Source organism: Streptomyces sp. NPDC029836, from assembly GCF_055574495.1.
On record NZ_JBVHZI010000001.1, the window covers coordinates 471,495 to 497,264 of the forward strand.

Annotated in this window: 20 protein-coding genes; 8 read left to right on the top strand and 12 right to left on the bottom strand. The window is 74.7% G+C overall.

What is annotated here, in order from left to right:
- Nucleotides 1-97 precede the first annotated feature (97 nt).
- Complete coding sequence (locus ACZ4XJ_RS02250; RefSeq protein WP_468494976.1) at nt 98-1,948, top strand: GNAT family N-acetyltransferase; 1,851 nt, start codon at nt 98-100, stop codon at nt 1,946-1,948.
- On the opposite strand, the gene ACZ4XJ_RS02255 is transcribed toward ACZ4XJ_RS02250, so the two are convergent.
- Nucleotides 1,903-3,972 carry an AMP-binding protein gene (locus ACZ4XJ_RS02255; RefSeq protein ID WP_468494977.1) on the bottom strand — a complete coding sequence of 690 codons (2,070 nt, stop codon included), beginning with the start codon at nt 3,970-3,972 and terminating at the stop codon, nt 1,903-1,905. The genes ACZ4XJ_RS02250 and ACZ4XJ_RS02255 overlap by 46 nt on opposite strands.
- A gap of 150 nt (nt 3,973-4,122) precedes the next feature.
- Here ACZ4XJ_RS02255 and ACZ4XJ_RS02260 point away from each other — a divergent pair, with 150 nt between their 5' ends.
- Nucleotides 4,123-6,024, top strand: a complete 1,902-nt coding sequence (locus ACZ4XJ_RS02260) for an ABC transporter ATP-binding protein (RefSeq protein ID WP_468494978.1) — start codon at nt 4,123-4,125, stop codon at nt 6,022-6,024.
- A gap of 47 nt (nt 6,025-6,071) precedes the next feature.
- Nucleotides 6,072-6,452 (top strand): VOC family protein, encoded by a 381-nt coding sequence (locus tag ACZ4XJ_RS02265; protein WP_468494979.1) that lies wholly within the window; start codon nt 6,072-6,074, stop codon nt 6,450-6,452.
- 59 nt (nt 6,453-6,511) lie between these two features.
- On the opposite strand, the gene ACZ4XJ_RS02270 is transcribed toward ACZ4XJ_RS02265, so the two are convergent.
- From ACZ4XJ_RS02270 to ACZ4XJ_RS02290, 5 genes are read right to left on the bottom strand one after another with little or no spacing between them, the layout of a single operon-like run.
- Nucleotides 6,512-8,077 carry an AAA family ATPase gene (locus ACZ4XJ_RS02270; RefSeq protein ID WP_468494980.1) on the bottom strand — a complete coding sequence of 522 codons (1,566 nt, stop codon included), beginning with the start codon at nt 8,075-8,077 and terminating at the stop codon, nt 6,512-6,514.
- Nucleotides 8,078-8,094: 17 nt separating this feature from the next.
- The gene (locus ACZ4XJ_RS02275) at nt 8,095-8,688 is read right to left on the bottom strand and encodes a hypothetical protein (protein ID WP_468494981.1); all 594 of its coding nucleotides are present in this window, start codon (nt 8,686-8,688) and stop codon (nt 8,095-8,097) included.
- Between the two features lie 2 nt (nt 8,689-8,690).
- Entirely contained in the window at nt 8,691-8,876 is a 186-nt protein-coding gene (locus ACZ4XJ_RS02280; protein ID WP_362876287.1) for a hypothetical protein, read from the bottom strand.
- Nucleotides 8,873-10,645: a hypothetical protein gene (locus ACZ4XJ_RS02285; protein ID WP_468494982.1), complete on the bottom strand. Its 1,773-nt coding sequence runs from the start codon at nt 10,643-10,645 to the stop codon at nt 8,873-8,875. Before ACZ4XJ_RS02285 ends, ACZ4XJ_RS02280 begins: the two co-directional genes overlap by 4 nt.
- Complete coding sequence (locus tag ACZ4XJ_RS02290) at nt 10,642-11,139, bottom strand: hypothetical protein (RefSeq protein ID WP_362876285.1); 498 nt, start codon at nt 11,137-11,139, stop codon at nt 10,642-10,644. The genes ACZ4XJ_RS02285 and ACZ4XJ_RS02290 overlap by 4 nt, the downstream gene beginning before the upstream one ends.
- 157 nt (nt 11,140-11,296) lie before the next feature.
- Here ACZ4XJ_RS02290 and ACZ4XJ_RS02295 point away from each other — a divergent pair, with 157 nt between their 5' ends.
- Nucleotides 11,297-13,252: a caspase family protein gene (locus ACZ4XJ_RS02295; RefSeq protein WP_468494983.1), complete on the top strand. Its 1,956-nt coding sequence runs from the start codon at nt 11,297-11,299 to the stop codon at nt 13,250-13,252.
- Here the strand turns inward: ACZ4XJ_RS02295 and ACZ4XJ_RS02300 are convergent.
- The 4 genes from ACZ4XJ_RS02300 to ACZ4XJ_RS02315 are packed head-to-tail and all read right to left on the bottom strand — an operon-like array spanning nt 13,233 to nt 20,078.
- Nucleotides 13,233-17,267 carry a CHAT domain-containing protein gene (locus tag ACZ4XJ_RS02300; protein ID WP_468494984.1) on the bottom strand — a complete coding sequence of 1,345 codons (4,035 nt, stop codon included), beginning with the start codon at nt 17,265-17,267 and terminating at the stop codon, nt 13,233-13,235. The genes ACZ4XJ_RS02295 and ACZ4XJ_RS02300 overlap by 20 nt on opposite strands.
- A gap of 14 nt (nt 17,268-17,281) precedes the next feature.
- Nucleotides 17,282-17,935, bottom strand: coding sequence for an RES family NAD+ phosphorylase (locus tag ACZ4XJ_RS02305; RefSeq protein WP_362876282.1), 654 nt, complete (start codon nt 17,933-17,935; stop codon nt 17,282-17,284).
- Nucleotides 17,936-17,940: 5 nt separating this feature from the next.
- Complete coding sequence (locus ACZ4XJ_RS02310; RefSeq protein ID WP_468494985.1) at nt 17,941-18,588, bottom strand: hypothetical protein; 648 nt, start codon at nt 18,586-18,588, stop codon at nt 17,941-17,943.
- 5 nt (nt 18,589-18,593) lie between these two features.
- Entirely contained in the window at nt 18,594-20,078 is a 1,485-nt protein-coding gene (locus ACZ4XJ_RS02315) for a hypothetical protein (protein ID WP_468494986.1), read from the bottom strand.
- A 247-nt stretch (nt 20,079-20,325) separates the two neighbouring features.
- On the opposite strand from ACZ4XJ_RS02315, the gene ACZ4XJ_RS02320 reads away from it, so the two are divergent.
- Both ACZ4XJ_RS02320 and ACZ4XJ_RS02325 read left to right on the top strand, forming a co-directional pair.
- A complete protein-coding gene (locus tag ACZ4XJ_RS02320; RefSeq protein WP_468494987.1) occupies nt 20,326-21,384 on the top strand; it encodes a DNA polymerase III subunit beta family protein in 1,059 nt (352 codons plus the stop codon).
- 254 nt (nt 21,385-21,638) lie between these two features.
- Entirely contained in the window at nt 21,639-22,295 is a 657-nt protein-coding gene (locus ACZ4XJ_RS02325) for a hypothetical protein (RefSeq protein WP_468494988.1), read from the top strand.
- A 355-nt stretch (nt 22,296-22,650) separates the two neighbouring features.
- Here ACZ4XJ_RS02325 and ACZ4XJ_RS02330 read toward each other — a convergent pair whose 3' ends face one another.
- Complete coding sequence (locus tag ACZ4XJ_RS02330) at nt 22,651-23,361, bottom strand: FadR/GntR family transcriptional regulator (protein WP_362876277.1); 711 nt, start codon at nt 23,359-23,361, stop codon at nt 22,651-22,653.
- A 105-nt stretch (nt 23,362-23,466) separates the two neighbouring features.
- On the opposite strand from ACZ4XJ_RS02330, the gene ACZ4XJ_RS02335 reads away from it, so the two are divergent.
- Nucleotides 23,467-24,042 (top strand): gluconokinase, encoded by a 576-nt coding sequence (locus tag ACZ4XJ_RS02335; RefSeq protein ID WP_468495438.1) that lies wholly within the window; start codon nt 23,467-23,469, stop codon nt 24,040-24,042.
- On the top strand, nt 24,039-25,436 hold the full coding sequence (locus tag ACZ4XJ_RS02340; protein WP_362876275.1) for a GntT/GntP/DsdX family permease: 1,398 nt from the start codon (nt 24,039-24,041) through the stop codon (nt 25,434-25,436). Before ACZ4XJ_RS02335 ends, ACZ4XJ_RS02340 begins: the two co-directional genes overlap by 4 nt.
- Nucleotides 25,437-25,475: 39 nt before the next feature.
- Here the strand turns inward: ACZ4XJ_RS02340 and ACZ4XJ_RS02345 are convergent, their stop codons facing one another.
- Entirely contained in the window at nt 25,476-25,727 is a 252-nt protein-coding gene (locus ACZ4XJ_RS02345) for a hypothetical protein (RefSeq protein WP_362876274.1), read from the bottom strand.
- Nucleotides 25,728-25,770 lie beyond the last annotated feature (43 nt).

Genomic DNA, 25,770 nt, shown 5'->3' on the forward strand with positions numbered 1-25,770 from the left:
TCTCCGGGTGGGTAGGAAGGGTGGCGGTGGGCGTACCTGCCGTGGGCTGGCCGAATCTATCGCACGGCCCGGTGGTGGACCATGGGGAGGTCAGGAAATGGCAAAGGTCAGAACCGCACGGCCCGCGGAGGCGGCGGAGCTGACGGCGCTGGTCCTGCGGTCCAAGGCGTACTGGGGGTACGACGCGGAGTTCCTCGCCGCCTGCGCCCCGCAGTTGCGGATCGCGGGCGCGCAGGTGGCGGCCCGGCGGATCGTGGTGGCGCAGGACGAGGGCGACGGGCGGGTGTTGGGTCTCGCCTCCCTGGAGGGGTCGTGGGAGCGCGCGGAACCGGCCGGCTCCGAGGAGTCCCGGGGCGGTCGGGTGGCGCGGCTCGGGCTGCTCTTCGTGGAGCCGGACGCCATCGGGCGGGGCATCGGCCGGCTGCTGTACCGGGACGCGGTGCGCCGGGCCGCCGCCCTGGGGGTCGGCCGGCTGCTCATCGACTCCGATCCGCACGCGGCGGGCTTCTACCGGGCGATGGGCGCGGCGCCCTCGGGCAGGTCGCCGGACGGGCTGTTCCGCTTCGAGGTGGCTCCGGTGCCGCCGGCCGGCTGGGCGCTGGCCTGGACGGGCGGCGTCGCGGCCGTGCACCTGGGCAACGTGGCGGAGTTCAACGCCCAGTTCCAGGACCCCTCCTTGGACGACCGGCAGCACGCCGCGCACCACTACGCCTGCCTCGCCGCCTTCTACAGCCCCTCCCCCGCCGTCCTGGTCCTGCCCCGGGCGGTGCCGCCGGGCTGGATCCGGCTGCTGGGCCGACAGTTGGGGTGGGGGCCGGAGGTGGAGGTGTACGACGGGGTCGCGGAGCGGGATCCCGGGCTGTCGGACGCCGTACGGGCCCGGCCGGCGCTGGCCGGGCGGGTCACGGGGCGCGGGCTGCCCCTCGTACCGTGGGGGCGGACCGCGGCGTTCAGCGAGCTGGCGGGCCTGCCGTGGCGGCCGCGGGAGTTGCGCCACGAGTCGAAGTCGGCGGCGCACGAACTGTTCGGCCGGATCCTGGCGGGCGGCGGGCATCCGCTGATCGTGCTGCCCGGGCAGTGGCGGGCGGGTACCCGTCGGACCGCGGTACGCCTGCTGGCTGGGCGGGCCCGGGCGGGCGAGAGCACCGTTCTCAAGTCGGAGCACGGCGTGGGGGGTTCGGGCACCACGGTGGTGACGCCCGCCGGGGTCCGGGCGGCGGGCGGGGCGCGGGCCGTGCTGCGGGGCCTGCCGCGCGGGCCCCTGCTGGTGGAGGAGTACGTCCCGGGCCCGGCGGGGGCGGACGCCGGCCCCCGGGACCTCACCTACGACGGTTTCGTGGACGGGGCGGGCCGGCTGCACGAGGTCGGCGCGGCCGTGATGGACGTGGTCGACGGCGCCTACCGGGGTGCGACGGTGGGGCCCGGGGTGGTGCCGGGGGCGCTGGAGGGACCGCTGTCGGCGTTCGGTCGGGCGGTGGGCCGGGGGTTGGCGGAGTACGGCTATCGGGGCTGGTTCGACGTGGACTTCGTCGTCGACGGGCGGGGGCGGCTCGCGCCGACGGAGACCAACCTGCGGCTGACCGGACCGTCGGTCGCGTTCATGGTGGCGGCGCGGCTCGACGTGCTGCGGGGTGCCGGGCACCTCGTACGGATCGTTGACCGGGTGGAGCTCGGCGCCCGGCTGCCGCAGGCGCAGTGGGACGAGCTGTGCGCGGGCCTGGCGCGGGCCTGCGCGGAGCTGGGCGCGGTGTTCGTGCCGTCCGTCCCCACGGCGGCCTTCGATCCGGCGCCGTGGTTCGGGATGCTGGTCGCCGCGCGCGAGGCCGGGGTGCTGGACGCGGCCGAAGAACTGGTGCGGGCGCGGGCCCTCGCCGTCGGCGAGGGCTTCGCACCGGCCGGGGTTCAGTCGTCGAAGTCGAACGGGCTCGTCGGTCTGCGGGTGACGTAGAAGGCGAGGAGGCCGGCGGCGATCATCAGGGGGACGTTGAAGGCGTAGACGAGGGCGGCTTGGCGGGGCCAGTCCTGTTTGGCGGCCAGCCGGTAGAGGTTGTCCTGCGGCCACCAGGAGACCAGCAGGTACACGATCGCGAGGTGCGCGGCCGTGGTGATGCGCCGGCCGCGCCGTTGGGCGAGCATCCGGCGGCGGCCGTTGAACAGGAACATCACCCCCAGCCCGAAGGCCACGCATTCGAGCGCGTGCAGGAGGCCGAAGAGGACCGCCCAGGTGAAGGGGATGCCGGTGAGGTCGGTCGATCCGGGCCACAGCAGGTTCGTGACGATACGGGCGAAGAGCCCGACGGCGAGTGCGCCGCAGGCGACGGCGCACGACAGCGAGCCCTCGCCGGTGCTCGCGCCGCCGTACTTGGTCGCGCCGGGGCGCGTGCCGTACCCGGGCGGGGTGGGGGCGAGGAGGAGCGGCGGCTGCGGTACCCGCTTCCGGTCCTCCTGGCCGCCGCGGGTGCGGGGCAGGGTGCGCAGCCGGATCACGGCGCGGGGGGCCAGGCCGGCGGGCACCTTCTCGGCGAGGTGGGCGCGGAGTTCCCAGGTTTCGGGGAGGGTCGTGCCCGGGGTCCGGGGCGGGTCGTCGTGCGGCGGGGCGACGTAGGCGACGAGGCGGTCCTCCCCCTTGCCCGAGGGGACGGCGGCCACGATGGCCGCGCCGATGCGGGGGTGGGTGCGGATCGCCGCTTCCAGGGGGTGGGGGTCGACGGGCCGGCCGGCGAGGGTGAAGCGGTCGCGGAGCCGTCCCCCGAACTCCAACAGCCCGTCGGGGCGGAGCCGGCCGAGGTCGCCGGTGGGGACGGCGTCGCCGCCGCCGGGCGGGACGAGGTGGATCTCCCCGTCGTGCACGTCGGCCCGGCAGCCGGGGTGCGGGGCGCCCAGCAGGCAGAGCCGCTCGGGGTCGTCGAGCGGTCGGGGCAGCTGCGGGAGTTCGAACCAGGTGCCGTTGCCCGCGCACTCGGCGAGACCGTAGACGTTGAGCACGCGGGCGCCGGGGCGCAGGGCGGCCTGGAGGGCGGATTGTTCGTCGAGGTGGAGCCGGTCGCCGGTGACGGCGACGAGCCGCAGCGTTGCGGTTCCGGGGTCGGCGTCGCGGCGGGACTGCGCGGGCAGGGACGTCCTGGCGGGGTCGGGCAGCAGGGCGAGGGCGCCGGCGGGGTCGGTGTGCAGCACGCTGACCCGTTCGTCGGCGATGGTCCGCAGCAGGTCCTCGGCGTGCCGCCCGGGTTCCTCGGCCTGCCGCACGGGGTCCCGGGGCAGGACGAGGGCGCCGCCGGAGCACAGGGCACGGGTCCAGCCCGCGGCGAAGGCGGTGGCGTCGGGCCCGCAGGTGAACAGGTGGCGGTCCTCGGGGGTCAGCCGGGCGGTCTCGGCCCAGCCCTCGTGGGCGGCGAGCAGCAGCGCGTGGCCGGTGCGGACCGGGCGGGGTGCGGCCGACCCGGTGAACAGGACGGCGGCGGGCGGGCCGGCCGCGGCTCCGTGCGGTGCCGGGGCGGCGTCCGGTACGGGGCGGGCCGGTGGATCGGCGGGCCGTTCGGCGATCCGGGCGGATTCCGCGTCGAGCAGCAGGGTGCGCGGGCCGTCGATCCGGTCGAGGCGGGCGTGGTGCGGGGTGTGGGTGAGCAGCAGGTCGGGGTCGAGGGCGGCGAGCAGGTGCTCGGCCGTGTGCGGGTCGCCGGTGTCGAGGAGGGCGTACGTACCGCCGGCCTTGAGGACGGCGAGTACGGCGACGAGCAGGTCGGGCCGGGCGGCGCCGGCGACGGCTATCAGGGGGTGGGCGGGCAGGCCCGCCGCCAGGAGGTGGTGGGCCAGCCGGTTGGCCCGCGCGTCGAGCTCCGCGTACGTGAGGCCGTCCGGGCCGGCGAGGAGGGCGGGGGCGTCGGGGGTGTCCCGGGCCCACCGTTCGAACCGCTCCAGGACCGTGTCGAGGGCGGGCCGGCCGGGGCGGGCGGACTTCGGTGCCTGCGTCATCCCCTGATGATGGCACCGCGGGCCGGGCGGCACGAGGAGCCGGGGCGACTCCGAAAGACGTTCGTACGGGCGGGAGTTGGCGGCGCGTACGGGTGGGTTCGACCCCGACACCTTGACCTGAACCAATGTTGAGGTTTTACCGTGGACGCCATGGACATGGAAGTCACCGCGTGGACCTCGCTCCACAGCGCGATCAACGCCCAGCAGGACCGACGCCCCTTCAACCGGACGAGCCTTCGTCGTATCGGGGCCTTCGCCGGTCCGCACCGCCGCGGGCTCCTCCTCTTCCTCCTGCTCAGCGTGCTGGGCGCCCTGCTCGCGGTGGCCACCCCGCTCCTGGCCAGCCGGATCGTGGACGCCATCGTCAAGGGCGGGGACGGCGGGGTGGTCACCCGGCTGGCCCTGCTCATCGCGGTGATCGCCATCGCCGAGGCGGCCCTCGGCCTGCTGACCCGCAAGCTGTCCGCCACGCTGGGCGAGGGGCTGATCCTCGACCTGCGGACGGCGGTGTTCGACCACGTCCAACGGATGCCGGTCGCCTTCTTCACCCGTACCCGGACGGGAGCCCTCGTCAGCCGCCTCAACAACGACGTCATCGGCGCCCAGCGGGCCTTCAGCAACACCCTGTCGGGGGTGGTCGCCAACACGGTGACGCTGGCGCTGACCCTGGTCGTGATGCTGAGCATCTCCTGGCAGATCACCCTGCTGGCCCTGGTGCTGCTGCCGGTGTTCGTGCTGCCGGCCCGGCGGATGGGCGTACGGATGGCGGGCATGCAGCGGGAGGCCTCGGAGCTGAACGCCGCCATGGGCACGCAGATGACGGAACGCTTCTCCGCGCCCGGCGCCACCCTCGTCAAGCTCTTCGGCCGCCCGGCGGACGAGTCCGCGGAGTTCGCGGCCCGTGCGGCGCGGGTCCGGGACATCGGGATCCGTACGGCGATGGCCCAGTCGGCCTTCATCACCGCCCTGACCCTGGTCTCCGCCCTCGCCCTCGCCCTGGTGTACGGCCTGGGCGGCTACTACGCGCTGCGCGGCACCCTGGACGCCGGTTCCGTCGTCGCCCTCGCCCTGCTCCTGACCCGGCTGTACGCCCCGCTGACGGCCCTGGCCGGGGCCCGCGTCGAGGTGATGAGCGCCATGGTCAGCTTCGAGCGGGTCTTCGAGATCCTCGACCTGAAGCCGCTGATCGCGCAGAAGCCGGACGCCCGCCAGGTGCCCGAGGGGCCGGTGTCGGTGGAGTTCGACGCGGTCTCCTTCGGCTACCCGTCGGCCGACAAGGTGTCCCTGGCCTCCCTGGAGGAGGTCGCCACCCTCGACACCCGGGGCGGCAGCGAAGTCCTGCACGAGGTGTCCTTCCGGGCGGAGCCCGGCCAGATGGTCGCCCTCGTCGGCTCCTCCGGCGCCGGCAAGTCCACCATCGCCCAACTGCTGCCGCGCCTGTACGACACCGACGCGGGCGCGGTGCGCCTCGGCGGGATCGACGTACGGGACCTCACGGCCGACTCGATCCGCGACACCCTCGGCATGGTCACCCAGGACGGCCACCTGTTCCACGAGTCCGTACGGGCCAACCTGCTGCTGGCCCGGCCGACGGCCACGGAGGAGGAGATCTGGGAGGCCCTGCGCCGCTCCCGCCTGGACGGGCTCGTCGCCTCGCTCCCGGACGGCCTGGACACCGTCGTCGGTGAGCGCGGCTACCGGCTCTCCGGCGGGGAACGCCAGCGGCTGACCATCGCCCGGTTGCTGCTGGCCCGCCAGCGGGTGGTGATCCTCGACGAGGCCACCGCCCACCTGGACAACACCTCCGAAGCCGCCGTGCAGGAAGCCCTGGCGGAGGCCTTGAGCGGGCGGACCGCCCTGGTGATCGCGCACCGGCTGTCCACCGTACGGGCCGCCGACCTGATCCTGGTGGTGGAGGACGGGCGGATCGTCGAACGCGGGACGCACGACGAGCTGCTGGCCGCGGGCGGCCGGTACCAGGAGCTCCACCGGACCCAGTTCGCGCCCACGGGCCGTGCGCCGGGCGGCGCCGTGGCGGCCTCCGGAGCATGATGGCGGCGGGGCCCCGACGCGGGCCGTCACCGATCCGGGAGTGCGTGATGGACATCAAGCTGGAGCTGGTCGCCGTCCCCGTCACCGACGTGGACCGCGCCAAGGCCTTCTACGAGCGGGTCGGCTTCCACGCCGATCACGACGTGACGGTCAGCGAGGAGATCCGCTTCGTCCAGCTCACCCCGCCCGGATCGGCCTGCTCGATCGCCCTGGGCAAGGGCCTCACCCGGATGATCCCGGGGTCGCTGGACAACCTGCAGGTCGTGGTCGGCGACATCGAGGAGGCCTACGCGGACCTGCGGGGCCGGGGCATCGAGGTGACCGAGATCCAGGACATGCCATGGGGGTCGTTCGTCTACTTCTCCGACCCCGACGGCAACGGCTGGGCCGTCCAGCAGACGAAGCCGCGCCCGGCCGCCACCGGCTGAGCGCGCGGCCGTCCGCGTCGATCCGTCCCCGCTCCGTCCCGCGGCGCCCCCTGCCCTCGTCAGTCGTCGAGGAAGACGATGCGCCGGGTCGGCCCGGAGGGGCCCTGGGCGGCCGTCGCCGTGAACCGGCCGGCGGGGACGGCCCGCTCGCGGCCCCAGGCGCGGATCTCCTCGATCTGCTCCGGGTTGTTGCGGCTGAGCGGCACCGTGTTGGCGAAGGTGTCCAGGACGAACGCGGGTCGCATGTGCTGCGGGCCGCCGCCCAGGTAGACCTCGGCGCCGACGTCGTGCAGCGCCGCCTCGATGTCGGAGCCGGCGAACCCGTCCGACAACTCCACCAGCCGGGCCAGCTGTTCGGGGTCGGGTTCGGTCTTCAGGTAGCGGCGGTAGTAGATGCCGATGATCTCCTCGCGGTCCTGCGCGTCGGGCAAGTCGACGAAGAAGAGTTCGTCGAAGCGGCCCTTGCGGAGCAGTTCGGGCGGCAGGCTGCGGACGTCGTTGGCGGTGGCCACGACGAAGGTCCGCGACTGGGACTCCTGGAGCCAGAACAGGAACTGGCCGATGATCCGCTGCGGGACCCCCGTCCCGTCGCCCGCGCCGGCCAGCCCCTTCTCGATCTCGTCGATCCACAGCACACAGGGCGCCACCCGGTCGGCGGTCTCCATCGCCTCCCGGAAGCGGCCCTCCGACTCACCCAGGTACTTTCCGTGGATGGAGCCCATGTCGAGGCGGTACAGGGGCAGTTGCCACTGCGCGGCGATCGCCTTGGCCGAGAGGGACTTGCCGCAGCCGGGAACGCCCACCAGCAGGACGCCGCGCGGGGGCCGCAGGTCGGTGTCGCGCAGGTCGGCCTGGAGCAGCCGGCCCCGGCGCCTGAGCCAGTCCCGGAGGTTGGACAGGCCGCCCACCGTGTAGTCGGCGTCCTTCAGGGGCACCTTCTGCAGGCCCGTCAGGTCGTTGAAGATGCGGTCCTTGGACTGGGCGAGGACCACGACGTCCCCCGCCTCCACGGATCCCTTCGCGGCGACCGTGGCCATCAGGTTGATCGCCTCGCCCTCGGTGACCCCCACCAGGAACTCGGCGGCGCGCCGGGTGTCGCGTTCGTCCCAGGCGATAGGGATGTGACCCCGGTGGTCGTCGAGGAAGGCGGAGATCGTCGCGTACATCTCGTCGGCGTCGGGCGGGTCCAACTGGAGCCCCATGCCCAGGCGTTGCAGGCCGCTCCAGACCGGACTGTCGGTGATCAGGATGATGCTGCCCATGTTGGTGTCGGCGAGCCGCGCGAGTTCGGCGACGTGCCGGGTCAGCGGGGTGTCGGCGTCCAGGTCGTCCGGTTCGACGAGGACCAGGGTGGCGTTGGGGCGTGAGGTGAACTGGGACGCGGCGAACTCCATGGCCCCGGTGAGGGAACGGTCGTCCATCAGGGGCGCGTTGGTCCGCAGGTCGCGCAGCCCGGTGGCCCTGGTGTAGATCCAGAACGGCATGGTGCCGCGCCGGGCGTGGGTGGCGGCCGTGCGTACGAGGCGCAGCGCCCGCTGTTGTTCGATGGTGCGGATGCAGATGACCGGGACCCGGGCGGAGATGTAGCTGTCGAGATCGCGATGGCATTCGGCGTGGTTGGACATGGGGGTACCGGTCTCCGTCAGTCGGTGATGATGCGGCGGCGGGCGGGGGCCGCGGGGTCGTACGACCAGCCCTGGCCCGGCGCCGGTCCCGGCCGGCCCGCCCCGGGTCCGGGGGCGCCGGAGCCGGGCGTGGTCAGCGGGTTCTCGCGCAGGGTGCGGCGGCGGTCCTCCAGGAACCGCGGGTCCGAGCCGCCGCGCGCGGCCCGGTCCAGGGAGGCTTCCAACTGTTCCTGGAAGCCGGTGATCTGGCCCTCGACCAGCTCCGACAGTCGTTCGCGCAGGTCCTCGGGCAGGGACTGGTGCGCGGCGAGGGCGCGGACGGCGTCGAGGCCGGTGCGTGCCTGGACCAGGGCGCGGCCCGCGTCGAACTCGTCGCGGGCGGCCTCCAGGGCGGCGGTCAGGGAGGTCGCCCAGTCGCGCAGGCGCCGGTCGAAGGCGTCGGTGAGGTGCTGGGAGAAGAGCGCCCAGGTGTCCTGGTGGTAGTCGTCGGGGCGCAGTCGCGGGAGCCGGCCGGCCGCCTCGGCGGTGGCGGCGGCCCCGCCCGCGCTCCAGTCCCGCAGGTACCGCGTCCATGGCTGGTAGGCGCCGCCGTGGCCCCACAGGCTGCTCATGGTCAGGGCTGGTCCCGTCGGGCGCCGGGGCGGCGGACCAGTTGTTCCCCGGGTGGCAGCGGGGACCATGCGGGCAGGCCCTCGACGACGCGGCGCAGCCGGGCGGTGGTGCGCTCCTCGGCCGGTTCGGCGCCGGCGGCCCACAGCCTGCGGCGGGGCTGGGGGGCTTCGGAGTCGGATGTGGTCATGAGGGTCGCCCTTCCGGGGTGACGGTACGGCCGGTGAAGGGGGAGTTCCCCTCGGTGGCGGTGGCCAGTGAGGCGATCAGCTCGCGGACCCCGCTCTCGCCGGCGTCGGCCTCCTGGTAGGCCTGTTGCCAGTTGGTGAGGTCGGCGGCGGCGCCGACGAGCCGGTGCAGGGCGTCGCGGCGGGCCTCGCCGAGCAGGAGCTTGGCGGAGTCCTGCGCCTGGCGGGTCCGGGAGGCGCCCTGGTGGATCAGGAGCCAGCCGATGCCGCCGATGAGCAGGGGGATCACGGCGGCCGCGGCGGGGCTGATCGCGTTGCCGATGAACAGGCCGATCACGGCGGCGGCGAGGAGCGCGATCACCTTCGCGGGGTACTTGTAGCCGAGGGCGGCCACGAAGGGGGCGGTGTGCCGGTCCCAGTGGTCACCGAGCTGCTGCTCCAGTTCGGGCAGCGGGGTGTGGTACGAGCCCGTCCAGACGGGCAGGACGAAGTGCTGTCCGGCCACCGGGTGGGTCGCTTCGAAGCGGGCCTGGACGTCCTGCGGCAGGGCGGCCCGGTAGTCCCGGGAGAAGCCCTGGTGGGCGTGGTGGAACCAGTCCCGGCAGGCGGCGACGGCGAGCCGCCGGGTGGCTTCGGACAGGCCGATGGCGCCGGGGTTGAGGGCGGCGGTGCTCTGGACGGTGAGGTAGTCAAGGGTCACGTCGTAGGAGGCCGAGTCGGCGTCGGCGTCGACCCGCGCCCGGGTGGTGTCGCCGTCGTGCGCGACGACGGCCTCCTGGTAGGCGAGGTCGCGGCGCAGGGGCAGTTCCTCGTTGTCGTACTCGGAGACGAGCCGGTCCAGGATGTCGTCGACGGCGTCCTCGATGCGGTGCGTCGGGGCGGGTTCGATGTTCAGGAGGGCCGTGTACTTGTCGAGGACGACCTGCTGCGTGCGGGCGGCGGAGAGCACTTGGCCGAGTTGCGGCCACTGCGGCGAGACCTGGTGCAGGAAGGGGAACTCGGCGCCGGTCACCGTCGGGCACAGGGAGCCGATCTCGGCCCGCCAGCGGTCGATCTGGGCGTCCTGGGCGGCCGTGTCGCTGCCGAGCAGCTCGTGCCATTCGTCCAGGGCCTCGCGGAGCATGGCCCGGCCGGCCGGGCCGAAGGCTCCTTGGGCCACGGATTCCAGGATGACGGCGAACTCGCGGCCGAGGGCGGCCGGGTCCTGGGCCAGCAGGTAGTGGCGCAGCCAGCGCGCCGATTCGGCGTGCCGGCCCTGGCGGCGCAGGACCAGGGCGAAGAACAGCGAGGTGCGGTCCGGGGAGCGGCGGAAGGATTCCTGGACGGCCCGTTCGCACAGGGTGGGGTCGTCGGCCGACCAGGCGGCGAGGGCCACGAGCGCCGGTGCGAGCCAGTACCGGGGGCTCTGGAGCATCAGCTGGTCGCCGACCATCCGGACGGTGTCCTCGGCGACGAGGCCGATGTCGAAGGCCTGGAGCATGCCGACGGCGGTGCGCCGGACCACCTTGTGGTGGCCGAACTCGTGGTCGATCCGGTCCTGGATGACGCCGACGCGGGTCTCCGCCCGCTGGAGCGCCGCCACGAGCTGTGCCTGCGCCGCGAACGCCTGGAACTCGTCGCGCAGTTGCTGGAGTTCGCTGCGGGTCTGCTGCTGCTTCGCCTCGACGGAGTTGACCTGCCCCGAGACGTGGCCGACCTGTTCGGCGACGCCGGCCACCAGTCGGTTGATCTCGGCGACCTTGCGGTGCAGCCCGTGGTCGATTTCCGTCACTTGCCCTCCCCCGATCGCGGCCCGCTGGGCCGCACCACCGAACCGTTCTCCAGTACGGGCAGGACCAGCCCGTCGGAGTAGACCTCCACCCAGGCGTAACTGGGGTTGCGCGCCAGCATCCGGGCCGCGCCGTAGGGATCGGGCAGTACGTCACCCGGTGCGTAGTGGGTGAGGATCGCGCCGAAGAGGTTGAGGATGTGGTCCACGTACGGCGGGCCGAGGTGGCAGCGGGCGAGGAACCCGATGGGCGCGTTGTGGTGCTGGACCTCGTACTGTTCGCGGATCCAGTCGGCGAGCCGGCGCCCGGCGGCGGCGTCGAGTCCCGCGTCGAGCCGGGCCACGGCTTCGAGCAGCTCGGGCGATCGGCTGCGCAGCCGATCGGCCTGGAGTCCGGGCGCGTTGGCGGCGCCGGTCGCGGCGGCCGCCCGGCCGGTGTGCTGGTGGAGGTCCTGTGCGGGTCCTACGACACGGCGTGGACGCTCGATGTAACCCATGGTCTCCCCGTAATGACGCGTGGAGCACGCAGGCTAATGACGTTGCGTCGATCGTGCGACCCCAAAAGGGATTTGCGCCACCAACACCCCGCAAGTGACCTCGATGCGACCGGTTTTCAGCCAGTGGCCGCCCCGACGGCTGCGCCAGACTTGGGTCATGGCGAAGGTGTACGCCCTGCTCGTGGGCATCAACGAGTACCGCACGGCCGTCCGGCACGGCTTGGCCGATCTGCGCGGGTGCGTGGCCGACGTGGCCGATGCCCGCGCCGCGTTGGAGGCGTCGGCGCCGGGCCGGCTCGACGCACGGGTGCTGCTCAACGGTGAGGCCACGGCCCGCGCCGTGGAGGAGGCCATCCGCGGTCACCTGTACCGGGCCGAGGAGGGGGATACGGCGCTGCTGTGGTTCAGCGGGCACGGGACCGAGTACGCGGCGAGCACCCCGCAGGAACTGCTGCTGGAACCGACGGGCCGCTGCCAGGCACTGGTCTGCGCGGACGGGCCGCTGCCCGACAAACTGCTGGGCGCGCTGCTCGACGGGGCCGCGGCGGCCGGTGGCCGGGTCGTCGCGGTGCTCGACTGCTGCTTCTCGGGCGGTGCGAGCCGTGAGGGGGACGTGCCCCGTTCGTCGCGCCCGCTGCCGCACTGGCGGCCGACCGTCGGCTCCCGGGACCTGACCGGGCCCGACACCGCGCCGCGGCACCTGCTGTTGGCGGCGAGCCGGCTCGGACAACCCTCCTTCGAACGTCCCGTCGACGACGCGGACGGTCGCACCGACCCGGACGGCCCGGCATGGTCCGACGACTTGCCCGTCCGCGGCGTGTTCTCGTACTCCTTGGCCCGCGCCCTGCGCCGGGCCGGTCCGAGGACCACCGCGCGGGAACTGCTCGCGGAGGCGGACGCCGGGGTGCGGCGACTGGTGTCCGGGCAGCAGCCCGTCCTGTTCCCCGCCGATCCGGGCGGGCTCGCGGACCGGCCGCTGCTCAGCGCGGCGCTCCGCGGCGACCTGCCGCGGGAGGGCCCGGTCAGCGCCCACCTGCTGCGGGAGGGGCCGCAGGGCTGGGAGGTGGACTGCGGGCGGGTGCACGGCCTGAGCGGGGGTGCGGGTACGGAGTTCACGGCGGCGGGCGGCCCCGTACGGGTCACGGAGGTGCGGACCGACCGGGCGCTCGTCGACCCGGACGGCTGGATCCCGGACCCGGGGTCGGTGCACGCGGTGACCCTGTCGGCGCTGGCGCTGCCCCCGGCGGCCGTGGTGCTGACCGGGGACGCCGCCGCGCTGCCCCCTTCGCCGCTGCTGCGCGAGGTCGCGGACGGCTCGCCGGAGGAGGCCGGGGCGGGGTTGCTGTTCCGCGTCGACGTACGGGGCGGTCGGGCCCGCGTCCTGCGCCGTGACGGGTCCCCGTACGTTCCGCCGCTGCCGCTGGCGGGTCCCGCCGACGCCCGACGGCTCGTCGACTGCCTGACCGGCCTGACCCACTGGCACCGCCTCCGCGACCTCAGCGCCGGCCTGTCCCCGCTCACCGGGCACGTCCGGGTGCAGGTGCTGCCCTGGGAGCACCAGGACGGGGAACCTCTGCGCCCCGACGGGAACGGGGAGATCGTCCTCTCCTACGAGGACGGGCAGGAGCCGTTGGTCGCCATCAGGATCCGCAACTCCGGGCCCCGGCCGCTGTGGTGCGTGCTCGTCAACCTCAACGACCAGTTCGGCGCCGGGTCGGCGCTCTTCCCCGGCCAGTTCATCGGGCCCGGGATGACCGGATACGCACTCGACGGGGCGCAGGTGCGGATGGTGCTGCCCGCGTCCCGGCCGGTGCGGCCCGGGGCCTCGGCGCGGGACTGGCTGACGCTCATCGTGGCCGAGGGGGAACTCAATACGGTGCCGTTCCACCTGACCGCCTGGGACCCGATCACCAACCGCTGGGGAACGACGGCGAACCCGCTCCCGGAAGGCCTGCTGCGGCTGGCCGGGGCGGCCCCCGCGCCGGCGGGCGGGCGGGACATGCTGCCCGCCCGGCCGTTCGCGCCCGGGCAGTGGGCGGCGAGCAGCGTCGCCCTGCGCACGGTGGTGCCCGCGCTTCCCGCCGGCGAGGACTTCACTGTCCGAGGTGGGTGAACCCGGCCCAGGCCGTGAGGTCGTGCGGGTCGAGTGTCGCCAGCCGGGCGGCCAGGGCCGGGGGCAGCCCGGTGGGAGCCGTCCGCGCCGGGTCCAGCACCCACAGCTGGGCCCGGCGCAGGGCCCGCGCGGGTGGCTCCTGTTCGCGGCGCAGGAAGTGGTGGGTCAGGAACATCAGGACGGACGTCGTGTCGTCCGGCACCGGCCACAACGAACCGATCACCGAACGGCTGCCCGCCACCAGGAAGGCGGTGGACAGGCTGTACGCCTCGTTGTGGCCGCGCCCCGAGACCTGGCTGCGGCAGGCGGCGAGGACGACGAGCCCCAACCGGCCGTGCACGGCCCCCGCCAGCTCCTCCGCGGTCAACTCGCCGCCCTTGAGGGAGAGGTAGGAGCTGCGGGGCCGGTTCTCCTCGACCGTGCCGTGGCAGGCCAGGTGCAGGACGGCGCCCTCGTCGGCCCGCTCCCGCAGCCAGGCGGCGACCTGACCGGGTTCGCCGTCCCCCGTGCGCAGGCCGAGGTACTGGCCGTGGGGGTAGAAGAGCCGCTGGAGGGCGTCGGCCTCCTCCCCCGCGTAGGGCAGGTCCCCGGTGGGGTTGCCGACGATCAGCGCGGTGCCGGTGTGCGGGGCCGGCGGGCGGGCGCCGACCTCGCAGAGCAGGCGCGCGGAGGCGGCGTACGAAAACTCGGCCCGTTCGATGGCGTAGCGGCGGCCCCGTCCCTGCTCGGCGTAGGCCGCGTGCCAGGGGACGAGCCCGAGGGCGCCCATCGGGACGAGGACGAGGCGGGGCACCCGGCCCGGCCGCGCGGGGACGTCCATCACCTCCAGGAGCGGCTGGACCGCGGCCCGCCAGGCCCAGGCGCAGAGCCGGTCGAGCTGGTCGCGCAGCGGCGGGGCGGGAGGCGGGCCGAAGGTCGTGTGGCCCGGGGCGGGTTCCATGTTGCGAGGCCCGCCACCCGCTGCCGGGCGGTAGTCCCGCAGCGGGGCCGCGTCCTCGCGCAGTCGGGGCAGCGGGACCGCGTGCACCTGTCCGGTGGCGGTGACGAGGAGGGCGGTGCCCGGGCAGGACTCGCCGGCGGGCACCAGGTAGACGAGGGCGTCCTTGCCCTGGGCCCGCAGGGCCGCGCCGATCTCGGCGGGGTCCGGCGGGTCGAGCAGGCGGGTGCCCTCCCCGGTGAGGGCCTGCACCACGCGGCGGCGCAGGTCACTCGGCACGTCGTCGGGGTCGCCGCCGGCCGCCCCCCACTCGGCGGCCAGCGCGGCGTGTCCGGCGGCGGCCAGGAGTTCGGGTACCGAGCGACTGGTGGTGGCCGTGTGCAGGATCAGGCCGCGACAGGCGTCGAGCGCCCGTACGGCGTCCTGCGGGGCCCGGTCGGCCAGGCACCAGCCGACGAGGTCCGTGGAGAGCTGCTCGGCCAACCGGGCCGCCTCGGCGACGTCCTGGGTGCCGGACTGGAGGAGCGCGGACCAGACGAAGCCGCGCATCGCCTCCAGGCCGAGCCGTCGACCGCGCTCGCGGTCGCGGTCGCGGCGGGCCAGGCTGCCGCGGTCCCGGTAGACGGCCGCGAGGGCGTGCGCGGTGAAGGCCCACAACCGGTGCTCGGGCCCGCCCGCGGCCGAGGCGGCGCCTTCGAGGAGGGTGACGGCGCGCTCCAGGTCGCGGGCCCCCGCGGCGGAACGGAGGTTCCCGCCGGCCAGCGCGAGCCCGTAGGAGAGGCTTCCGGCCTCGGAGGCGAACCGGATCCAGTCCGCGCTCCCCTCCTCGGCCAGGGAGATGGCTTCCTCGAACAGGGCCAGGCACTCGCGGACGCGCGGCAGGTCCAGGCCCCGGAGCGCGTCGCGCACCCACGCCAGGGCCATGTTGCCCAGCACCCCAGCCCGGGCGTCACGGGGCAACCGGGAGGCCATGCGCCGAAGTTCGGTGAGGGAGGGGCGGCCGGTGAGCGGCGGCAGGGGCGGCGCGCCGAGCCGGTGCGCGAGGTCCTCCCGGGCCAGTCGCACGGTCTCCAGCTGCACCCAGCACTCGATGCGGGAGACGTCGTCGGGGGCGAGTCCGGCGACGGCCTCGGCCGCCGCTTCCACGGCCCGGTCGGCGCCGATCAGATCACCGCGCCTGGCGGCGGTGATCCCCCGGCCGGTCGCCTCCTGCGCCCGCGCGATCAACGCCAGGCGGGGGGAGAGACCCAGTTCCCGCACCATGCGATCCCACTGCTCGGGGCCCGGGGACACACCGGCCGTGATGCCGTGTTCCTGGGCGAGCGTGACGGAGACCAACATGACGCTGAAGTCCAGCCACGGGGAGTCCACACCCGCCCGACGCGCCCCTTCGAGGTGCTCCAGCGCCTCGGTCAGGCGGCCCGGGTCTCCGCCCATGCCCTGGTGGAGGCGCAGCTTGGCGAGCGCCAGGTGGGCGGTCCCCCACCAGCCGGAGTGTGCTTCGGCGTAGCGCAGCACCGCGTCGACGAGTTCCGCCTCGCGCTGCGGACCCACGCGGTCGCGGTGGGGGTCGAGTACGGGCAGCAGGGACACCAGCATCGCGGCCCGCTCGGCGTGCGGACGGCTGCCCGGCTCCGCGGTGCGCCATTCCTCGAACTCGCGGGCGAAGCGGCGCTCCCAGCGCAGCCTCGCCTCCTCGGTGTCGCCGAGCAGGATGTGGTCGTCACCGAACTCCGCGGGGATCTCGTCGCCGAACCGACGCATGAGCTCATGGAAGAGGCGCTCCAGTTCCTCTCCGGACACCGACTGCGGATGCTCGGGGCCCAGTTGGCGTTGGACGTCGGCCAGCATGAGCCGCGCGGCGTCGCGCAGCTCCGCCGCGATGTCGGGGTCGTCCAGGGCCAGCAGGGCCGCCCGTTCCACCTCCGACAGCCTTCGCCGGTCCCCGTCCATCTCGTGCCGGGTGTGTTGACCCGCGGCGAGCGCCCAGGCCGCCATGGTGATCGAGCCCGCGCCCGCCGCCTGCCGGCGGTCGACGGCCCGGGTGAGGAGCGCGATGGACAGGTCGAGGAGGTCCACGTCCAGCCTGGGCTGACCCCGTGCGAACAGCAGCCGGCCGAACACGTCGAGGTAGAGATGGGGAAGCGCGTCGATCTCCGCCTCGCTGCCGAGGAGTGCGGTCAGTTCCGCCTCGGCCGACGCACCCTGCTCCTCGTCCTGCCAGGTCCCGGCGAGCACCACCCGGGCGAACGCGACGCGCAGCCGTGCATCGCGTTCCCAGACGGGCATGCCGGGCGCTTCGGCCAGTGCGCGCAGGGTTTCGTCGCGGGCCTCCTCCAGGACGGCCCGGTCGGCCGTGTGGTAGCCCTGCAGGGTGAGGGACATGCCCCGGGACTGGCGGACCAGCGGCAGGTCCCGGTCGGGGTCGCCGGCCGCCAGGACCTGGGCGTAGTAGCCGGCGGAGCGGGCGTACGAGTCGGGTCGGTCGGCGCGGACTCCGTGCTGTTGCCACAGGTAGCCGAGCGCCTCCTGGAGGTCGGCGTCCCGTCCGTCCTGGTCTTCGAGGGCGGCCGAGCCGCGCCGCAGGGCCTCGTCGAGGAGGGCGGGGTCGGAGTCCCCCTCCTGGATCCGGATCTTGGTGAGGTTGGCGAGGAGCCGGCGGGCCAGGACGGCCGTGTCCCGGAACTGCGGTGTGTCGGGCAGCTCCGCGAGTCCCTCCGCGAGCAGGGCGTGGGCCCGGGCGGCGAGGTCGGCGTCGGGCCGCAGGTCGTACTGCAGGGCCAGGACGTGGCCGTACATGATCCGCCACAGTGTCCAGGTCGGTCCGGTCGCGGGACGGCGGAAGGCGTGCGCGGGACGGCGGAAGGCGTGCGCGAAGGCCTCGGCGGCGAGGTCGAGGTCCTCGTGGTCCTCGACGTGGGGGGCTCCGGGGTCGTCGAGCTGGTTGTGGGCCAGGTAGCTCAGTTCCCCGGCCCGCCCGCACAGCTCGGGCGCCCTCGGGTCACCCGCCGGGAGGGCGGCGAGTTCGGCCATGACCTCCTCGTGCTCGGCGCGGGCGTTGGGCACGGATGCGGACACGACGGCTCCAGGAGTCAGGGGGCGAGACGCGCGTGGTACGGCTGCAGGATCCGATCCAGCCAGTGCCGGCCCTCCGGGGTGGCGAAGTCGACCGGGTCCTCCCCGGTGGGGGCGAGCAGTCCCGGCGGGCAGCGGTCCGAGAACAGGACCAGGGCCCGCTCGCCGGGTTCGCGTTTGGAGGACCACAGGAAGCCCTGCGCCCACGGGTCGGTGTGCCGGCGGATCCAGTGGGCCCAGTCCCTGGTGTACGGGTAGTCGCGGGCCTCCGTCTGGACCAGCCAGCTGTCCTGGTGGACGGCGGCCAGATCCTGCCCCGTGACCAGGGCGACCACGTCCACGGAGGTCGTCAGCCGCAGCGCGGAGAGCCGGCGTCCGGTGACTGCCACCCGGGGCACGAGCCGGGCCGCGCCCGAGGGGTCGAAGGGAAGCGAGTGCAGGACGCTCTCGCCGACGGCCGCCGCCGGGGTCAGTCCGGCGTAGAGGTAGCCGTACGGGTCGCAGGAGGTCGAGTCGAAGCGGCCGCCGCCGTATAGGCAGTGGGAGGGCACGGGGTTGAAGGTCGCGCCGTCGCGGCGCGCCGAGTGCACCCGGTAGAGCGCGGTGCCCGCGGGGAGGGTCGCCTTGACGGGGGTGGCCCGCGGTGCGGCGGGCGGGCGGTAGTGGGGCACGTCCGCTACTCCCCTTCCGTGAGGAGCCGGGCGGTGTCGGGCAGGCGCGGTTCGTCGGCGGTCCCGAGCAGCCGGGCGGGTTCCGCGTCCAACCAGGCGTTCGGGGAGAGCCACCAGTCGGCGGCGGCCCAGGGGTCATCGTCGGCGTCCAGCAACAGGTTGACCTCGCGGACCGTGTCCCGGAGGCGGCCGTCCGGGGCGAACTGGAAGGCGGGCAGCCGGATCGGGCCGCCGGTCGCGGGCAGCCGGATCAGGGCGGGGGCGTACGGGTCGCAGCCGGCCAGGAGGACCTCCTCGTCGCCGAGGGAGGGCGCGGCCAGCAACCGGTCCCGTACCTCCCCGAGGACGGGGCCGACCATCCGGTGGCCGTCGAGGAGCAGCACGGCCAGGTCCTCGGCCCGGAAACCCAGGTGGCCGCCGGCGGGGGCGTCGGGCGTGCTGACGAGCCGGCTGCCGGCGGGGAACCGGTCGGGCAGCAACTCGCCCAGCAGGCGGGCCGCGCGGAAGGCGGCGTCCCGGGCGGCGGCTCCGGTCGAGGCACGCCACTCGCCGAGCCGGAGCGCGAGCCGGTGCAGGTCGTCCGGGGTCAGCCGGGGGGCGAGCGCGTCCCAGTCGGCGGCCGCGGCGGCCAGCCGGGTCAAGGGGTCGGTCATCGCGATCACGCCCCCCTGGTGGGGTCGTCCACCGCTGCGGTGTCGACAACGGTGGAGCCGAGTAACTCCCTTACCAGTAAGGCTCGTTCGGGGCTGCGGACCACGAGGTGGACGTCCCAGTCGGCGCCCCGGGCCAGCTCCGCCTCGACGGCGGCCCACACGGCGGCCAGGCTCCCGGCCGCGGAGAGCCCGCCCCGACCGGCGCCGAGCAGCGGCAGACAGACGGAGGTGGGGGGCGCGGGGCGCGCGGGACGCGCGGGACGCGCGGGGATCGCGGCGTCGGCGGCGGATCCGGAATTCGGGCCGGAGCCGACTCCGGATACGGCGCCGGCGCCGGTGGCGCCCCCGGCCCCCGCGTCGGGACCGGGGCCTGGGCCGGGACCGGGACCGGACGCAGTCCCAGGCACGGTCCCGGACGCAGTCCCAGGCACGGTCCCGGACGCGGTCCCGGACGCGGTCCCAGGCACGGTCCCGGACGCGGCCCTGGACGCAGTCCCCGACGCGGCGCCTCCGGCGCGGGCGCCCGTTCCGGTCCCGGTCCCGGCCAGGGCCTCCGCCTCCGCGCGGGCCTCGCCGAGCAGGGCGAAGACGCGGGTGACGGCGCGGGTGACGTCCACGGACTGGACGTCGTAGTCGTTGGTGCCGGGCCGCGGGACGGCCACCGCCGCGTGGTGGATGTACCGGACGCCCTGGCGTTCGAGGGCTCCCGCGCCGGTGACGGCCACCGTGCCGGGCGCGACCGGCAGGCCCTGCGGCGCGTACCGGTCCGTCCAGGCCCGGAGTTCGTCGCGCACCGGCTCCCCGACGATGCGTCCCGCGGGATCCCGCAGGGCGGCGGTGCGGCGCAGCGAGGCCGCCACGGAGGACTTGTAGGGCTCGGGCAGCGCGAAGTGGGTGTTCGACGAGGACACCACGACGTCGATGTCGCGCAGCAGGTCCACGGCGTGCACGTGCAGGGTGATCCCGTGGTCCCGGCCACCGATCCGGACGGCTATCCGGTGGTGTCCGGCGGGCAGTTGGCGGCCCGCGCTCCTGGCGTCGGAGGCCGCGTCCGACCCGTGCGGGGCCCGTCCCTCCGCCGGCTGCTCGGACGGGTCGGTGTCGGTCGCGCGTCGGACGATCTGTTCGGCGACCTGCCCGAGGACCATCAGCTCGTGGTGCTTGCGGAAGCGCTCCACGCTGACCCCGTAGACCTGGGCGGCCCGCCTGCGCCGGTCGGCCGGCGGCCAGTCCCGGGTGCCGCGGGCCAGGCCGAGGCTGTACTCGGCCGCCTCCTGGAGCGTGCCGCCGCCCATCGAGGCGACGGCCGTGCGCAGGAGTCGTTCGACGGCGGGGAAGTGCGGCCCTCCGGGCTCCCCCTCCCCCGGTCCGGCCGACAGGCCGGTGAGCACGGGTATGCCGAGCTCACGCAATCGGACGATGCCGGCCCGCCGCACTTCCCTCACCTCCGCGAGGACCGCCCCGTAGTCCGGCAGTTGTGTGTGCGACATGGCGGAAGGATCGCACCGCCGCGCGCACGCCTACAAGCCGGTTCCGGCCCTCTCCTTCCATCGTGGGGGGCGGGCCGGTCGCGGACGGGGCGTCCGGTGGGCGCGTCCGGTCGCATTCGGGGCGGATCACGGACCCGGGGGACGGAGACCGCGACAACCCGGTGCGCGGTTCCCCCGGCGCCGTCGGTCACCGCCCCACCGGGCGTCGTTTGACCTTCAAGCGGCATGAAAGTCGACAATCAACGTCATGGACGGCACCCCTGAACTGATGAGCATCAGCGCGTTCGCCCGGCGGGTCGGGCTCGCGCCGAGCGCCCTGCGCTTCTACGACGACTGCGGCGTCCTGCACCCCGCCCAGGTCGACGGAGTGACCGGATACCGCTCCTACTCCGCCGCGCAGCAGGACCGGGCCGTGCTCCTGCGGTCCCTGCGCGCGGCCGGCCTGGCCCTGCCGGACGTGGTGACCGTGCTCGACGGTCCCCCCGACGGCGCCCGGGCGGTACTGGAGCGGCACCGTACGGTGGTACGGGAGAACGGGCGGGCCGCCGACGCGGCGATCCGCGCCGTCCTGGACGGCCTCCCCGGGGGCTCCGGCCGGACCGAGTTCACCCTGGGCGGCGCCGAACTGGCCAGTGCGGCCCGGCAGGTGGCCCCGGCCGCCGGGCGGGATCCCGCGTACCCGATGCTCGGCTGCGTGCTGGTGGAGTTCGAGGAGGACGAGGTCCGCTTGGTAGCCACCGACCGCTACCGGCTCTCGGTGCGCACCCTGCGGCCCGCCGCCGTGAGCGGGCCGCCGGGGCAGGTGCTGATCGGGGCGCAGGCCCTGGTGGCGCTGGGGGCCTGGGCCGCGCGCGCCGCCGAGGTGGTGCTGTCGGTGGGGTCCGCCGGGAGACCGCTGCTCGTACGGCATCCGGGCGGCGAGCGCGAGGTGGCCGTCGAGGCCGGGGCCTACCCCGCCTACCGCGAGGTGCTCGCGGCGTTGGCGGCGCCCGCCCACCGGGTGGTCGTGGACCGGGCGGCGTTGCTCGGCGCCCTGGAGAGCGGCCCCGACGCGGTGGCGGTCCCCGTCGAGCTGGGGCGGGACCGGCTGTTGGTGGGGCGGGTCGCACTGGCCGCCGTACGCGAGGAGTCCGAGGCGGTGCGGCTCGCCTTCGACCCGGCGGTGCTGGCGGCGGCGCTGGAGGCCGGGGTCGGGCCGGACGTGCTGCTGGAGGTCTCGGGACCGACCCTGCCCGTACTGGTGCGCTCCGCCGACCAGGGCAGCTTCACCACCCTGGTCATGCCCGTCGCCCTCCCCGACGCCTGACCCGCCCACGTCCCGCCCGACCGCCATGCCGATCCGCCCGGGCCCCGCCCGACCGCCCGACCGCCCTACCGATCCGCCCGGGCCCCGCCGGACCCCCCGACCGCCCTACCGATCCGCCCGGGCCCCGCCGGGCCGCCCGACCGCCCTACCGATCCGCCCGCGTCCCGCCGGACCCCCCGACTGCCCGACCGCCCTACCGATCCGCCCGGGCCCGCCCCGCCCGAGCACCCGACCGGCCCCCCGAAGGAGATTCCATGGACCCCCGCAACACCGTCGTCCGCCTGTGCACCGAGGGGATGACCGCCGAGGCCGCCGGTCGGGGCGACGAGGCACACGCCCTCTTCCGTCGGGCCTGGGAGGCGGCCTCCGACGACTACGAGTCCTGCGTCGCCGCCCACTACCTGGCCCGACACCAGTCCACCCCCGAGGACACCCTGCGCTGGAACCGCGCGTGCCTGGAGCTCGCCGACCGGGTGGGCGACGCACGCGTCCGCCCCTTCTACCCGTCGCTGCACGGCGCGCTGGGTCGCGTCCTCCTCGAACTCGGGGAACGGGCCGAAGCACGCGCCCAGTTCGAGGCGGGGGCGGCCCGCCTCGACGACCTGCCCGCCGGCCCCTACGCCGATTGGCTGCGCCTGCGCATCGCCGACGGCCTGCGCGCGACGGATCCCCGGCCGGCCGACGGCCCCGATCCGTTGGGGCCGCTGCTGGATCGGCTGTGCGCCCGCGCCGACCTCGCCTCGCTCGCCCTGCTGCTGCCCCCGTACCTCGCGAACCTCCACCGGCCCCGGGACGAGGAGCGCCTCACCACGGTCCTGCGGATGCTCCACGCCGAACGCGGGCTCCCCGGGCCGGACCTGACCGCGCTCGCCGACGTCATCGCCGCCCGCGAACCGGCCGCCCCCGCGTAGGACCCGACGGGCGCGGCCGGGCGCCGGGTCAGGTGGCGTGGGAGCGGCCGCGCTGGGCGTGGCCGTGCCGGACGCCCTCCTCGAAGGCCTCCTCGTAGGCCCGGTCGCCGAGCGCGCTCCGCGCGGTGCGTTGGAACTCGGCCCGCACCGGGCGGAGTTCCGGGGTGCCGCGTTGGGGGTGGTCGACGGCCTGCCAGTATCGTGGCCCGCGCCGTAGGCGTGCGCGGCGCCCACCTCGTCGCCGGCGGCGGCGCGGGCGGCGGCCAGCAGGTCGAGGCCGTTCGTCGGCCCGGATGTCCCGAACGGTCTCCCGAACCGGTGTCCGTACGCTGCGCGGTCGGCGTCGGCGGCGGTGTCAGGGCGCGAGGACGTCGAGTTCGTCGAGGGCGCCGAGGGCGATCCGGCGGGTCAGGGCCTCGGCGGCGACCGCGTCCCCTTCACGGACGGCTTCGGCGACCCGTACGTGCAGGGTGACGGCGGCCGGGTCGGGGTCGTGGAACATCACGGAGTGCTCGGTGCGGCCGGTGAGGACTTCGGCGACGACGTCGCCCAGCCGGGCGAACATCTCGTTGCCGGAGGCGTTCAGCACGATCCGGTGGAACGCGATGTCGTGGTGGAGGTAGCCCTCCAGTTGGTGGCCGCGGGAGGTGCGGACCATGCCGAGGGCGGCTTCGGTGAGCTGGGCGCACTGATCGGGGGTGGCCCGTTCGGCGGCGAGGCCGGCGGCGACCGGTTCGACGGCGGAGCGCAGCACCGTCAGGGAGCGGAGCTGACGGGACCGGTCGGTGCCGGCGAGGCGCCAGCGGATGACGCGGGGGTCGTAGACGTTCCATTCGTCGGCGGGCCGGACGGTGACGCCGACGCGGCGGCGGGATTCGACGAGCCGCATCGATTCCAGGACGCGGACGACCTCGCGGACGACGGTGCGGGAGGCGTCGAAGCGTTCGGCGATCTCGTCGGTGCGCAGCACGCTGCCCGCGGGGTGCTCACCGGCCGTGATGGCGAGGCCGAGGGTGTCCAGCACGAGGGAGTGGAGGCCCTGCGCCGGGCTGCCGTCGGTGGTCATGCCGTAAGCGTACGGTGACGGCCGGACGAACGACTGGTGTGATGTTTTACCTCCGACTCTTGAATAAGTAGTACTTAATAGGTTTCAGTGGTGCCACACGAACCGATGTCGACGAGGACAGCGAGGTACTACGTGAGCTCCCAGCGCGTCATTGTGGTGATGGGCGTCGCCGGCACGGGCAAGACGACCGTGGGGCGGCTGCTCGCCGGCGCGCTCGGTCTCGCCTACGCCGAGGGCGACGCCTTCCACCCGGCGGCCAACGTCGCCAAGATGTCCGCCGGCACCCCGCTGGAGGACGCCGACCGGTGGCCCTGGCTGGACGCCATCGGGGAGTGGATGCGCGGTCGGGCCGGCACCCCCGGCGGGGTCGTCGCCGCGTCCGCGCTCAAGCGCGCCTACCGCGACCGGTTGCGGGCCGCCGCTCCCGGGACGGTGTTCGTCCACCTGGCCGGTGAACGTCCGCTGATCGAGCGCCGGATGGCGGCGCGCCAGGGCCACTTCATGCCCACCGCCCTGCTCGATTCGCAGTTCGCCACGCTGGAACCGCTCCGGGCGGACGAGCCGGGCGTCGTCGTCGACGTGTCCGGGTCCCCCGAAGAGATCACCGCCCGGGCAGTGGCCGCGCTCGCCGCGCTCCCCCTGCCGCACCGCCCCCAGAGATTCGAGGATCCGTCACCGTGACCAGTCTCAGCGTCGAGACACTGGCAGCGGCCACCACCGAGCCGATCACCTCGGCCGGGAACACCCAGTTGGGCCTCGCCGTCCTCGCGGGTATCGCCGTCATCGTCCTGCTCATATCCCGGCTCAAGCTGCACGCCTTCCTGGCCCTGACCATCGGCTCGCTCGCCCTCGGCGTGTTCGCGGGAGCCCCGCTCGCCAAGACGGTCACCAGTTTCACCGCCGGGCTCGGCTCCACGGTCGCGGGCGTCGGCGTGCTGATCGCGCTCGGCGCGATCCTCGGCAAACTGCTGGCGGACTCCGGCGGCGCGGACGAGATCGTGGACACCATCCTGGCCCGGGCGAACGGCCGGGCCATGCCCTGGGCCATGGTCCTGATCGCTTCCGTGATCGGCCTGCCGCTGTTCTTCGAGGTCGGCATCGTCCTGCTGATCCCGGTCGTGCTGCTGGTCGCCAAGCGCGGCAACTACTCCCTGATGCGGATCGGCATCCCGGCACTGGCCGGGCTCTCGGTGATGCACGGATTGATCCCGCCGCACCCCGGTCCGCTCGTCGCCGTCGACGCGCTGCACGCGAACCTCGGCGTCACCCTCGCCCTCGGTGTGCTCGTCGCCATCCCGACCGTGATCATCGCGGGTCCGCTGTTCGCCCGGTACGCGGCCCGCTGGGTGGACATTCCCGCGCCCGAGCACATGATCCCGCAGAGCCCTTCCGTGGATCCCGCACACCGACCGCGCTTCGGGGCGACCGTCTTCACCGTGCTGCTGCCGGTGGCGCTGATGCTGGTCAAGGCGCTGGTCGACATCGTCATCAACGACCCCGCCAACGGCGTCCAGCGGGTCACCGACGTCGCCGGCTCCCCACTGATCGCCCTGCTGGCAGCGGTGCTCGTCGGGATGTTCACCCTCGGCCGGGCCGCCGGCTTCACCAAGGAGCGGCTCTCGACCACCGTCGAGAAGTCGCTGGCGCCCATCGCGGGCATCCTGCTGATCGTGGGCGCGGGCGGCGGCTTCAAGCAGACCCTGATCGACGCGGGCGTCGGACGGATGATCCTGGAACTGTCCGAGAACTGGGCCGTTCCGACCCTGCTGTTGGCCTGGCTCATCGCCGTGACCATTCGGCTCGCCACGGGATCGGCGACCGTGGCCACCATCTCCGCCGCGGGCCTGGTCGCTCCCCTCGCCGCCGATATGGACACCACCGGGACCGCCCTGTTGGTCCTGGCCATCGGCGCGGGTTCGCTGTTCTTCAGCCACGTCAACGACGCCGGGTTCTGGCTGGTCAAGGAGTACTTCGGGATGACCGTCGGACAGACCCTGAAGACCTGGTCCGTGATGGAGACCATCATCTCGGTGGTCGGCCTCGGCTTCGTCATGCTGCTCTCGCTCGTCCTCTGAGCGTTCCGCCGCACCGAAGTCCGGCGCCGCCCGCGGGAATCAGCCGCGCGGGCGGCGCCGGCCGCCGTCCAACTGCGCGGCGGCGAGCGCGAACCCGTCGGCCGCCGTCGCGAGGCGGTCCGCGAGCGCGGTGACCTCGGCCCGGAACGCGTCGCCCTGCGGACCGCGCCAGTCCAGCGCTGCGGCACCCGCGCGCAACCGTCGGGCGTGCGAGCGCAGGGCGGCGCAGTGGGTGCGCAGGCCGTCGGCCGGGGCGGACGGACCCGGAACCGGCCGGGGGCGGTCGCTCACGGGCTCCTCCAAGGGAGTGTCGTCGGCGGGGAGCCGGCCGGGA

What these genes read in the sequence shown, in the direction of transcription:
- ACZ4XJ_RS02250 (WP_468494976.1), top strand. Translation starts at nt 98, where the DNA reads ATGGCAAAGGTCAGAACCGCACGGCCCGCGGAGGCGGCGGAGCTGACG.
- ACZ4XJ_RS02255 (WP_468494977.1), bottom strand. Translation starts at nt 3,972, where the DNA reads ATGACGCAGGCACCGAAGTCCGCCCGCCCCGGCCGGCCCGCCCTCGAC.
- ACZ4XJ_RS02260 (WP_468494978.1), top strand. Translation starts at nt 4,123, where the DNA reads ATGGACATGGAAGTCACCGCGTGGACCTCGCTCCACAGCGCGATCAAC.
- ACZ4XJ_RS02265 (WP_468494979.1), top strand. Translation starts at nt 6,072, where the DNA reads ATGGACATCAAGCTGGAGCTGGTCGCCGTCCCCGTCACCGACGTGGAC.
- ACZ4XJ_RS02270 (WP_468494980.1), bottom strand. Translation starts at nt 8,077, where the DNA reads ATGTCCAACCACGCCGAATGCCATCGCGATCTCGACAGCTACATCTCC.
- ACZ4XJ_RS02275 (WP_468494981.1), bottom strand. Translation starts at nt 8,688, where the DNA reads ATGAGCAGCCTGTGGGGCCACGGCGGCGCCTACCAGCCATGGACGCGG.
- ACZ4XJ_RS02280 (WP_362876287.1), bottom strand. Translation starts at nt 8,876, where the DNA reads ATGACCACATCCGACTCCGAAGCCCCCCAGCCCCGCCGCAGGCTGTGG.
- ACZ4XJ_RS02290 (WP_362876285.1), bottom strand. Translation starts at nt 11,139, where the DNA reads ATGGGTTACATCGAGCGTCCACGCCGTGTCGTAGGACCCGCACAGGAC.
- ACZ4XJ_RS02295 (WP_468494983.1), top strand. Translation starts at nt 11,297, where the DNA reads ATGGCGAAGGTGTACGCCCTGCTCGTGGGCATCAACGAGTACCGCACG.
- ACZ4XJ_RS02310 (WP_468494985.1), bottom strand. Translation starts at nt 18,588, where the DNA reads ATGACCGACCCCTTGACCCGGCTGGCCGCCGCGGCCGCCGACTGGGAC.
- ACZ4XJ_RS02315 (WP_468494986.1), bottom strand. Translation starts at nt 20,078, where the DNA reads ATGTCGCACACACAACTGCCGGACTACGGGGCGGTCCTCGCGGAGGTG.
- ACZ4XJ_RS02320 (WP_468494987.1), top strand. Translation starts at nt 20,326, where the DNA reads ATGGACGGCACCCCTGAACTGATGAGCATCAGCGCGTTCGCCCGGCGG.
- ACZ4XJ_RS02325 (WP_468494988.1), top strand. Translation starts at nt 21,639, where the DNA reads ATGGACCCCCGCAACACCGTCGTCCGCCTGTGCACCGAGGGGATGACC.
- ACZ4XJ_RS02330 (WP_362876277.1), bottom strand. Translation starts at nt 23,361, where the DNA reads ATGACCACCGACGGCAGCCCGGCGCAGGGCCTCCACTCCCTCGTGCTG.
- ACZ4XJ_RS02335 (WP_468495438.1), top strand. Translation starts at nt 23,467, where the DNA reads ATGTCGACGAGGACAGCGAGGTACTACGTGAGCTCCCAGCGCGTCATT.